This window comes from Pleomorphochaeta naphthae, from assembly GCF_055396005.1.
Map to the genome: position 1 here is coordinate 2,027,457 of NZ_AP042457.1, position 12,340 is coordinate 2,039,796.

A 12,340-nucleotide genomic window follows, 5' to 3' on the forward strand; every position below is an offset into this window, starting at 1 on the left:
TCATCGGTACTAATCATAAAATTAGATATTCATTGCTATTTCGTAAGCTTCCCAAATAGCATTCATTACATTTGATGGCATTTTAGCATCACCAATTAAATGAACATTTTTTAAGTCCTTAATTTCATTATAGAGTTTATTATCACTATTGTATCCAATAGAAATAATAACATGATCTGTAGGAATTTCTTGTACTATTTTTTTTGCTGGAATTGCCATTAACTTCGAACGATTTGCTGAATTTAATACCATTTTAGGTGCAGTTTCTACTACTGCTTTACCATTTTCTACTTTAGTAACACGAGAATTTGTTAAAACTGGAACTTTATAACTTTCTAATAATTCTAAAAGCATATTAATATTTGCAGCACTCATACCTGGTACATTAAGATAGGATGAATCCATTTCAACAATAGAAACTTTTTTACCTTGTTTACTAAATTCATAAGCAATTTCACAACCTGTTAAACCACCACCGATAACAAGAACATTATCACCATCTACAGTACCTTTTCCAAGAGCTTCAATAGCATAAGTTCTATTACTGTCATCTAGACCAGCAATATCTAATTTTCTAGCAGTAGCACCTGTTGCAACAAATATTTCATCATAATCACTTTTTTCAATAAATTCTTTTGTAACAGTATAATTCATTTTTACATTAACGCCTAAATCTTTCATTTGCTTTTTATACCATGCTAAAAGCACTTTATCATCATCTTTAAAAGATGGACTTGCTGCTGCTACAAAAACTCCACCGAGTTCATTTGTTTTTTCAAATAAATCAACCTTATGTCCACGAAGTGAAGAAATTCTAGCAGCTTCCATTCCACCAATTCCTCCACCTATTACTAAGATTTTTTTAACTTTATCACTCTTAGTAATAGCATATGCTTTTTCATTACCACAAGCAGGATTTAAAGCACAACTAATATCATTATCTGAAGGTTGGAAAATTTTACCAAGACAACCCATGTGACAGCAAATACAAGGACGAATATCATCTAATTTTTCATTCTTAAATTTATTTGCAATATCAGGATCTGCTAATAAAGGTCTTCCCATTCCTAACATATCCATTTTGCCATCTATAATAGATTGTTCTGCCAATTCTGGATTATCAAATTTACCAGCACATACAACAGGAATACTAACTTCTTTTTTAATAATAGCAACATCTTCTAAATTACATGCTTTAGGCATATATGTTGGTGGATGTGGCCAAAACCATGAATCATAAGTTCCATTATCACAATTTAACATATCATATCCAGCTTCTTCAAGTTTTTTAGCTATGATTTTACTTTCTTCAATATCTCTACCAAATTCTTCAAAATCTTCTCCAGGAAGTGCACCTCTGTTAAAAGCTTTGATATAACTCTTTACACTATATCTAATTGAAACTGGGAAATCATCGCCACATTTAGCCTTTATAGCCTGAACTATTTCAACTGGGAAACGAAGACGATTTTCAAGAGAGCCACCATATTCATCTGTTCTATTATTCATAGATGCAATAACAAATTGATCTAACAAATATCCTTCATGAACAGCATGAATTTCAACTCCATCTATACCTGCATCTTTAGCATTTTTAGCACCTTGAGCAAAATAATTTATGTAATTCTTAATATCTTCTTTTGTCATTTCACGTGATAATTTTGTAGGATCCCAAACATTAGGTGTAGCACTTGGTGCTAGATCTCCTGGATGAATACTAACTCTTCCTGTGAGTGCTGACATTTGAATAAATACCTTTGAACCATATTTGTGAATACCATCAACTAAATATTTTTGATTTTTTATGTAGGATTCACTATCACTTACAATGCATGGAAAACCAGGACCTAAAGGCATAATAGGAACTAAACCTGTAATAATTAGACCCGTACCACCTTTAGCCCTTTCAATGTAATAATCGGCACCATCTTTAGTATAACTACCATCAGGACGCATCATTCTTGGAGAAAAAACTCCCATGGGCATCATTGCAATACGGTTAGGAATTTCAACACTTCCCACTTTAATTGGAGAAAATAAATTTTCGAATTTCATATAAAAACCTCACTAATTTTATTTAACCGAATCATATTCGGTCAAATAAAACGATACATCTAAAAGAGTGAGCTGTCAACTATCAATAAAAAAATATTGAAATATTTTTTTTCTAGGTAATCATAAAATTTGATAAATAAATATTTAAACTTGATCTCTTTTTATTATTATTATTTTGTCAAATAAGTATAAAATATATAGACCTTTGATTAATTAATTAGTTATAAGACAAACAATTATTTAATTATAAATCCCGTTTATTTCTAATATATATTCTTATTGATATTCCATTTTGACATTAAGGTAAAAGAAGTTAGAAGTAGGATAATTGAAACTTTTTTTAAAAAAAATGAACTTTAATTTTAGATTTCTTTATATGAATTAAAGAATTTTATTAATTAATTCTAAGATATAAAAATTCCTTTAGTGGTATATAAACTACTAAAGGAATTTTTTTCATCAATAATAGATAATTAAATTTTGTCTATTATCTTTGTTTTTTAAAGACTTAAGATTGTATCTAAATCAATTTCACAAACAACAGTTGGCATTGAACAACCCCAATTTTCTAAAACTTGTGGATTGACTTCACCAAAGATACCAATTTGTTTACCTTTTGCTGTAATGATTGCACATCTACCTTCAATAAATCTTGGATCATTTTCTAATACTTCATTTTTGTAATCTATTTTTAAGAAATACATCAAAGTACTAACTAAAGAAGAAACTTCATTAAAGCCCATCAAAGAATCTGCAGACATAAAGCCTAGAGAATTTCTTGTAACTGTTCCACTATTATCTTTTTCATCTAAAAATGCGATTTTTCCAACTTCAAAGATTTTATGTGGGTATGGTGCTCTTGCACTAATACTTTCACTTTCTAATAAACTTGGGATAACTGAAGGTCGAACATATTCATAGTTTTCACTCATTGGGTTTGCAATTTGAATATATTTTGATCCATCTACGCACATATTATCAATATATTCTTTTCTAGAACCTAGATAATTGTACATCATTTCTTGGAATCCTAAACCAACCATAATATCTTTTACTTTTCTACCAATTTCTTCAGCAGGAGTTAATCTACCCATAGTAAAGGAAGATGGCATCTCTGGTTCAAAATTATTTAAACCATATCCAATAATTACATCCTCTACTATATCTGCTGCATGTAAAAAGTCATCTCTATATTCAGGAACTGTGATAAAAATATCTTTATCATCAGAAATAGCAAAAACACCCATTTTTTTCAATGCAGCTATTATTTGCTCACTAGTAAAATCCATACCAGTTGTCTTTCTAACTTCTGCAATTGAACATTTCATTGGTTCTTGATAGTAATATGGAACTGTTATTTCTTTACCAAATTCTGTTTCACTGTCAAATTCAACTTTAACAGGTAAAATTTCAAATCCCATATCTGCCATATCACAAGCCATGATTGATGCTGCAAGAAGAAGATTTTTTAATATAGGGCCACTCATTTCAACAAATAAGTCACTATCTCCAACTTCAACAGCTCCAACACTTGAACTATTAATTACAGGTGGCATTGATAAAGTATTTCCTTTATCATCTACAAGATAAGGATAAACTTTTTCATCCTTGATAATTGGACCATATTCTATACCTTTTGGATGTTTTTCTAAAATCTCCCTCAAAGTTAGTTCTTCATCCATTCCTAAAGGAATAAAAGAAGTTTTATCAGGATCAGCACTTGTATAGTGAACTGGATAATTAATCAAATCACTTCGATAAATTCCCATTGCAATAGTTTTTCTCTTTCTTCCAAAGTTAAAACAAAGTTTTTCTTGACTTTGGATTAATGCTAATAAATCTTCTTCACTTACAACATGACCCTTTGCAGCAAAACCAATTGAATATTTTCTATAAGAAGGAGAATTCTCTACCTTCATAGATCTTCCTTCTGCATCAAAAGATTCATCTTTTGTTGAGAAGAAATCATACATTGCTACTTCCCCATTCTCATAGGACTTTAATAAACGAGCCAAACCAGCTGCTGACCATAAGTCAGGCCTATTTGTATCATTTAGCTCAATTTTTATAACATCACCTTCATGACCATCTAATTCAGCCTTAGCAACAGGGAATATTTCTTCAAGTTCTTCATCACTATATGTTCTACCTAAAAAAGTAAATAATGCTTTTTCAGTGGTTTCTATTTTTGGCATTAATTTCCCCTCCTTGTTCTAACACTATCAATATCTGGGGTGAATAATTCTCTTAAATCATTTAAGCCTAAATGCATTAAGGCCATTCTATCAATTCCTAATCCCCAAGCAAGAACTGGAACATCAATACCTAAAGGCTTTGTTACTTCAGGGCGGAAGATTCCACTTCCTCCTAACTCAAACCAACCTAATACAGGGTGTTTTATATGAACTTCAATAGAAGGTTCTGTAAATGGAAAATATCCTGGGACATATTTAACTTCTTCAGCACCAGCAATCTCTTCAGCAAATAATTTTAATAAGCCTAATAAAGTTTTTAGATTTACATCATCTCCTAAAACAATTCCTTCTGTTTGATAGAAATCAGCACCGTGGGTTGCATCAACTTGATCATATCTGAAACAACGAGCAACACCAAAGTATTTGCCAGGTATTTTTGCTTTTGGAAGTTGTCTTGCAGAAAGAACTGTTCCTTGTGATCTCATAATTTGTCTTCTAGTAAATTCATGGTCAAACTGATAACCCCAACCACGAGATCCAGTTTTCCAACCATCTATGTGGGTTTGAGCTACATTACTTAACCAGGGCTCTTCAATTTTCTTACAATGAGAAGGATTTTTTACATAATAAACATCATGAATATCTCTAGCACTGTGGAATTGTGGCATAAATAGAGCATCACCGTTCCAGAATTCATTTTCTACTAAAGAACCATCAAATTCTTCAAATCCTAAAGATGTTAATTTGTCTTTTACCCATTGAAGGTAATTACCATAAGGATTATGTCTTCCTGGAATAATCTTAGATGTTGGACCATCTATTCCATAAGGACGGAAAGTACCTGTTTTCCAACTACCAGAAGAAAGCATTTGAGGTGTAACATTACCTAGTTCTTCACCAGTAATATGAGCTGCAAATATAGCTTCTCTTGCCTTATTTCCTTCCTCAGTTAAAACATAAACAACATCTTCTCTTTCAATCATTTTAAAAGCAGAATTAGAAGCTCCTCTCTTTTTAGAGATTTGTGACATTACCTTTTTTTCTTCATTAGTTAATGAAGACTCTTCAATAGCACCACTAACGCCTCTATCTATTAAGCTTATAATTAGTTTTTCTCTCTCAGGAAGGTCATCAGAAATAACAATTGCTTTTTTATCTTGATTCATCTTAGTTACTTTTGCTTTTGAAAGAGAACCAAAAGCGGAACCAACATCGCTTTTTTCTAAATTAAGCTTTTGTGCTATTTCAGGTAAAGTAGCTTCTCCATTTTCTTTTAAAAATGTAAAGATTCTAAAGGCTGGAATACCATCTTTGTGTTGTTGTTGACCCAACTCTGTTAGTTCAAAAAGAGTACGTGTTGTACGACTCTTTTCCTCTAAAAAGCCTTTATTGCATAACCAACTAAATGCTTGGTTACATTGCCCTACCTTATAATCCAACTCACTAATCAATCTCTCACTAGTGATATCTTCACCCATTTTTACATGACGAAGCAATCGGACTTCTAAGGGATGCAAATTCTTTACATCAATGTCCATATTTGTTACTCCTAGATTTAATTACAAAAAAATGCAACTAATTTTCAACTTATCTTATTAAACAAAAGAAAAAATGAAAAGGTCAAAATCTATTAAATATTGAGATTATCAATAGAGTTTTTTATTTTTTTTCTTTTATATGTCTAAAAGTTTTTTTAATGCTGATAAAATCTCAAATTCAGATGGGGCAGAGGATTTCTCTAATGTTGGAGAAAACGGAATTGGGGAGTTTTTACCACCAAGTCTCATAACTGGTTTTTCTAAAGAATTAAAAGCCCTCTCATCTTCACATATTGTTGCGGCAACTTCTGCACCAAAACCTGCTGCAAGAGGTGCCTCATGAACAATTAACGCTCTATGAGTTTTAGAAACCGACTTAATTATAGTCTCTCGGTCTAATGGCGCTAAGGTGTTTATATCTACAATTTCAACAACGTCTTTTCCAATTCCACTTTGCTCTAGTAATTTAACAGCTTTGATACAAGTATTAACACTATAACTATAAGAAATTAGTGAAACCTTACTTCCTTCTTGAAGAATACTAGCTTTACCTAATGGCATGATGTCATTTTCATCTCCAACTTCGCCTTCTAAAAGATATAATAATTTATGTTCTAAAAAAATAACTGGATTATTATCTCTAATAGAAGCTTTTAATAGTGCCTTTGCTTTCCTTGGAGAAGACGGTGCAACAATTTTCAAACCTGGAACATTAGAGAACATCATCTCTAATGATTGAGAGTGTTGGGCTCCATGACCTGTTCCACATCCCATAGGGAATCTAAAGACTACAGGGCAATTAAATTGACCTGCACTCATAAATCTAATTTTACTAGCATGATTAATTAGAGCATCACTTACAAGGGTTGAAAAATCTCCATACATAACCTCAACAACACTTCTAATACCAAGTAGAGAAGCACCAACTGCTATGCCAGCAAAACCTTCTTCACTTACAGGTGTTTCATAAATTTGATCATCTATGTGTGTATATAAATCACCAGTGACTTTAAAACATCCACCATAAATTCCAATATCTTCGCCAATCAATACTACATTGTCATCTAATTGACACTCTTCTAACAAAGCTTCTCTTATAGCTTCTCTACCAATAGCCCGATGTAAAAATTGAGATCTTTTCTCTTCAACTTGAAATGGATCAAAGACAAATTTACTAGCTTCCTCTTCACCTAAACAATCATCTTTCACAGCTTCAGCCTTTTTTAACTCTTGTAAAACAAAAGCTGAACAAGCTTTATTTAAAATATCAATCTCATTTTTATTTACAATCTTTTGATCTATAAGTCTATTAGTGAACGTCTTAATAGGACACTTATTCAACCAATATGATTCTTCTTCTCTAGTTCGATAAACACAAGGATCAGATTTTGAGTGTCCATTAAATCTATATGTTCTACATTCTATAAAATAAGGTTTTTTTTCTTGAATTATGTATTTTTTTGCTAAATTTACTGCTTTGTAAACAGCTTCAACATCATTACCATCAATAGTGACAGATTTAATGTTATAAACTTTAGCACGATCAGAAAGGGATTTTCCGGCAGCCATCCTATTTATATTTGCACTCATCCCATATCCATTATTCTCTAAGAAAAATAAAAGAGGTAAATTCCATATTGAAGATATATTCATAATCTCATGAACTACCCCTCGAGATGTAGCTCCATCACCTAATAGAGCAACGGCCATATTCTTTTGTTTTTTTCTTTTAAGTGCAAATGCAAGGCCAGCTGCAAGACCAACACCGCTAGCTACAACAGCAGATGAACCTGGATTATTATGTTCTACATCGCTCATGTGCATGCTACCACCAAGTCCTTTACTAAGGCCGTGGGAAGAGCCAAACATTTCACTAAACATTTTATACATTGAGCTACCACTAGCTATTGTGTAACCATGGCATCTATGAGTTGGAACTATCCAATCGCCATCATCTAAATTTAATGCAAGGCCAGCCTGACAAGCTTCCTGACCAATATTTAAATGAGTTGTTCCATGCATGATTTTCTTCTGAAATAAGTTAGAAATTTGTTGTTCAAAATATCTTGAATTAAGCATTATTTCTAATGCTTTTAAAGCTTTTTTTTTGCTAAGCTGCATACTTTCCCCTTAATGATTACAAATGTAAAGTCTATAATCTTTTTTAAACCGTATACACAGTTTTTTAATGAGAAGTTTTTCAGACGTCTCAGTATTAAGTTAAGTAAATCATAATTTAATTAACTACCGATGTAAATATAAAAAAATAATATATTTTGAATTTTGATGCGAATTATCAATATTTTATCCTCAAATTGTACTTTCTTTGTATAATTTCTATAATATTTATATCCACAAAAACCAAAATAATGTGATTAATATATAAATATTTACAACATTAGAATAAAAAAATTTTAATTATATTGATGTGTTAGATGAAAAGTAGTAAAAAATTGAGGTGATAAAAATCACCCCAATTATATTCTTTTATTTTACTTAGCGTTATCTTTAATAATTATTGTCAGTTCATTAATTTTTTCTTCAAGTTCTTTTTTATTACTTGCTTCTACAACCAATCTTAAATAAGGTTCTGTGTTACTTTTTCTAATTCCAAACCACCATGAATCAAATTCAATTCTATAGCCATCAGTATCTAAAACTTTTGTAGCAGTTGGAGCGTATGTATCTTTTAAAATAGAAATTACTTCATCTTTATTTTCAACTTTAAAATTTATTTCACCACTTGATTCATATTTTACAATATCACCGATTAAAGAAGATAAAGTTTTACCTTCTGCTCTTTTTTTCTTTAAAATATTTAAAACCATTAATGCAGCAAATATCCCACTATCACAATTATTAAACTCTTTAAAATAATAATGGCCCGCAAGTTCTCCACCAAAGACGGCCCCTGTTTCTCTTAACTTTGCCTTAGCATGAACATGACCAACTTTCCACATTATAACTTCATAACCAAGTTTCTCTAAATATTCAGTTGTTGATTTACTTGTCCTAATGTCGACAACAGCTATTTTTTCACCTTCAAACTCCAACATTTTTTCACCTAATAAACCCATTAAATGATCAGCTGGAATATATCCACCTTTTTCATCAATAAACATGACTCGATCAGCATCTCCATCAAAAATGATTCCTAAGTCACATTTATTTTTCTTTACAACTTCTTGTAGTTGAACTGTATTATTAGGATCTAAAGGATTAGGTTCATGATTTGGGAAAGTACCATCTAATGTATCAAATATATATTTTACATCATTACCTAGTACCTCTTTTATTAACAAACTAGCCATACCATTTGAACAGTCGACAGCTATTTTCATATCTGAATAATCTTCTTTATATTTTCTTAAGAAATCTAAATATGGTGTTTTTGCATCAACTTGTTTTATAGTGCCTTTTTTCTCAGACACTTCAATAATGCCACTCTCACACATTTCTTGCAATTTATTTAAACCAGTTTCTCCACCAACTGGAACTGCCATTTTTCTGCTAATTTTTAATCCATTATATTTAGCAGGATTATGTGAAGCTGTGATTTGAACAGAACCATCTACTTTAAAATGTACAGTCGAAAAGTAAACCATAGGAGTTGTTGCAAGACCTATATCTAAAACATCACAAGAAGCATCTGTAATTCCTTTCGTTAAACTTGTAAAAATTTCAGGAGATGAGACTCTCATATCTCTTCCAACTAGAATTGTTTTTGCATCTAGTAATTTTGGTAAAAAATAGCCAACTTTATATGCTAAATCAACTGTTAAATCGCTGTCAAAAACTCCACGTATATCATAAGCTTTAAATGCTTTCATATAACCTCCAATTAGTTAAATTGTATAGTAAATACAATTTGATTTTATCAGAAAAATAATAATTATAAAACGCTAAATGATGAATATAAGTGTAAAAATTAAATCTACTTTAATACTTCATATTGCCATATATTAAGTATATTTTTTTATCTATAAAATACGTAAAAAGTGTGAATTAATAATCTTTTTAACATCCCCAAATTTAATTGACTATTATCTTTATTTCTTGTACAAATAACTATACTAAGTTTTGGAGGGGCTATGGAATCTTCATTAGCAATACCTGCTTTAACTAAAGATTTGGTTAGAGTATTAATTGATGCTGATACAATCTCTCGAAGGGTTGATGAATTAGCACATCAAATCAATGAAGCATATGCAAACATTGAAGGGCGTCTTATACTCGTAGGGGTATTGAAGGGCTCTTTTATTTTGACCGCAGATTTATGCAGAAAATTAACAATAGATCATGTTGTTGACTTTATTGCTTTATCTTCTTATACAGGAGATAGGACTAGTGGTAACGTTAGGCTTTTAATGGATACACGGGAAAACATGGAAGATAAACATGTTTTAATTATAGAAGATATTTTAGATTCAGGTTATACTTTAGATTATCTAATAAGAAACTTTAAATCAAGAAAACCAGCTAGTGTTAGAACTTTAGTTTTATTAGATAAACCAGATAGACATACTGTACCTGTAGAAATAGATTATGTGGGATTTACTATTCCAGATGTTTGGGTAGTTGGATATGGTTTAGATTATAATGAAAAACACAGAACTCTCCCATATATTGCCGAAATGCATCCTCAAAATTAAATAATAAATTTACAAAAAAATAAAATAAAATAAAATTGGAAACTTCTTTATGAAAAACGAAAAATTTTATGTTAGCTACAACACTGTTCACAAACTAGTCAAAGAGTTAGCACAAAGAATTACAGAAAGCAACTTTGACCCTGACGTGATTGTTGCAATCGGTTCTGGAGGATTTATTCCTGCAAGAATAATCAAGACTTTTATTAACCGCCCTATTTATGCTGTTGGTATATCATATTATGGTGTTGATAAAAAGCATAAAACCCACCCAACCAAAATTCAGTGGATTGATGAAGTACAAGAACAATTAAAAGGGAAAAAAGTTTTATTAATTGATGAAGTAGATGATACTAGAGCTACTCTTGGTTACTGCGTTAGAGAATTATTAAAATATGATCCCGAAGAAATTGCTGTTTTAGTACTACATAACAAACTTAAAGAAAAAGATGCCGATTTCCCAGAGCAGATTAAAAGATATTATCCAGCTCTTGAAATTGAGGATTTATGGATTAAATATCCGTGGGATGCCGAGGATATTGAAGAACATACAAAAAATGAACAAGCCATGTTATTAAAAAATAAAGGCTAAGGAGAAAACAATGAGTATTAGTGCTATTGTAGGAGCCCAATGGGGAGACGAAGGAAAAGGTCGTGTTGTTGACTATTTAGCAACAAAAGCTGATTTATGTATCCGCTTTCAAGGTGGTGATAACGCAGGACATACTGTCATTAATGACAAAGGTAAATTTGCCCTACACATTATCCCTTCCGGTATCTTCAACCCAGAAACTACTAACATTGTAGGAGCTGGAACAGTAGTAAATTTTGATACTATGAAAGAAGAGCTAGATTCCATTGCAAAAGCAGGTGTTGATGGAAGCAATTTATTCATTGATAAAAGAGCTCATTTAATTATGCCTTTCCACTGTACTTTAGACGGTGCAGAAGAAGCTAGTAAAAGCAAGAATTGGAAAATTGGTACTACAAAGAAAGGTATTGGACCTACATATAGCGATAAGGCTGCTAGAAGTGGAATTAGAGCTGTAGATATCTTAGATGTTGATAGACTAACAAAAAGATTACAAATGCTTTTACCAAGAAAAAATAGAGAATTAGCATATTTTGGTCTTCCTCAAGTTACAATTGAAGAAATGCTTGATGTTTGTGCTAAATGGAGAGAAATGTTTGGCGATAAAATTATTGACTCTGTTCCTGTTATCCGTGATGCATATAATAATAACAAAAACATTCTTCTAGAAGGTCAACTCGGTATAATGAGAGATTTAGACTGGGGTATTTATCCATATACTACAAGTAGTAACCCTACAGCTGGTGGAACTTGTAGTGGAGCTGGTATTGCTCCAAATAGGATTGATGAAATAATTGGTGTTGTAAAAGCATATTCTACTAGTGTAGGTGGTGGTCCTTTCATGACTGAACTATTTGATGCTGATGGCGAAAAACTTAGAGATATCGGACATGAATATGGTGCTACTACAGGTCGTCCTCGTCGTTGTGGATGGTTTGATGCTGTAGCTGCTGATTATTCTTGTTGGATTAATGGTTTCACTGGTATCGCTATTACAAAATTAGATATTTTAGATCATTTCGATACAATTAAAGTTTGTACTGCTTATGAAGTTAATGGAGAGGTTATTAATTACTTACCTGAAACTGCACTTCAAGAAGTTGCAAAACCTATATATAAAGAATTTAAAGGTTGGAAATGCGATACTTCTAAAGCTAGAAAATGGGAAGACCTACCAAAAGAAGCTCAAGATTATTGTACTGAAATTGGTAAATTAGTTGGTGCCCCAATTAAATTTATTTCAGTCGGCCCGGAAAGAGATCAAATTATCATTTTATAATTTTAAATAGGGGTTAGGCTAAAGCTTAACCC

8 protein-coding genes are annotated in these 12,340 nt (G+C 31.5%); 3 read left to right on the forward strand and 5 right to left on the reverse strand.

Annotated features, from left to right (window positions below; translation table 11 throughout):
* Positions 1-21: 21 nt before the first annotated feature.
* The 5 genes from ACZ5SO_RS09265 to ACZ5SO_RS09285 all read right to left on the reverse strand — a co-directional run bounded on the left by ACZ5SO_RS09265 (position 22) and on the right by ACZ5SO_RS09285 (position 9,618).
* Positions 22-2,055 carry an oxidoreductase gene (locus tag ACZ5SO_RS09265; RefSeq protein WP_464624159.1) on the reverse strand — a complete coding sequence of 678 codons (2,034 nt, stop codon included), beginning with the start codon at positions 2,053-2,055 and terminating at the stop codon, positions 22-24.
* A 500-nt stretch (positions 2,056-2,555) separates the two neighbouring features.
* Positions 2,556-4,250 carry a phenylalanine--tRNA ligase subunit beta gene (gene pheT, locus ACZ5SO_RS09270; protein WP_464624160.1) on the reverse strand — a complete coding sequence of 565 codons (1,695 nt, stop codon included), beginning with the start codon at positions 4,248-4,250 and terminating at the stop codon, positions 2,556-2,558.
* Entirely contained in the window at positions 4,250-5,788 is a 1,539-nt protein-coding gene (gene pheS, locus ACZ5SO_RS09275) for a phenylalanine--tRNA ligase subunit alpha (RefSeq protein WP_464624161.1), read from the reverse strand. Before pheS ends, pheT begins: the two co-directional genes overlap by 1 nt.
* A 135-nt stretch (positions 5,789-5,923) precedes the next feature.
* Positions 5,924-7,909, reverse strand: coding sequence for an alpha-ketoacid dehydrogenase subunit alpha/beta (locus ACZ5SO_RS09280; protein WP_464624162.1), 1,986 nt, complete (start codon positions 7,907-7,909; stop codon positions 5,924-5,926).
* 371 nt (positions 7,910-8,280) lie between these two features.
* On the reverse strand, positions 8,281-9,618 hold the full coding sequence (locus tag ACZ5SO_RS09285) for a phosphomannomutase/phosphoglucomutase (RefSeq protein ID WP_464624163.1): 1,338 nt from the start codon (positions 9,616-9,618) through the stop codon (positions 8,281-8,283).
* Positions 9,619-9,879: 261 nt separating this feature from the next.
* On the opposite strand from ACZ5SO_RS09285, the gene hpt reads away from it, so the two are divergent.
* From hpt to ACZ5SO_RS09300, 3 genes are read left to right on the forward strand one after another with little or no spacing between them, the layout of a single operon-like run.
* Entirely contained in the window at positions 9,880-10,440 is a 561-nt protein-coding gene (gene hpt / locus ACZ5SO_RS09290) for a hypoxanthine phosphoribosyltransferase (RefSeq protein WP_464624164.1), read from the forward strand.
* A 49-nt stretch (positions 10,441-10,489) separates the two neighbouring features.
* Entirely contained in the window at positions 10,490-11,029 is a 540-nt protein-coding gene (locus ACZ5SO_RS09295) for a phosphoribosyltransferase (protein WP_464624165.1), read from the forward strand.
* Between the two features lie 10 nt (positions 11,030-11,039).
* Positions 11,040-12,308 carry an adenylosuccinate synthase gene (locus ACZ5SO_RS09300; protein WP_464624166.1) on the forward strand — a complete coding sequence of 423 codons (1,269 nt, stop codon included), beginning with the start codon at positions 11,040-11,042 and terminating at the stop codon, positions 12,306-12,308.
* Positions 12,309-12,340 lie beyond the last annotated feature (32 nt).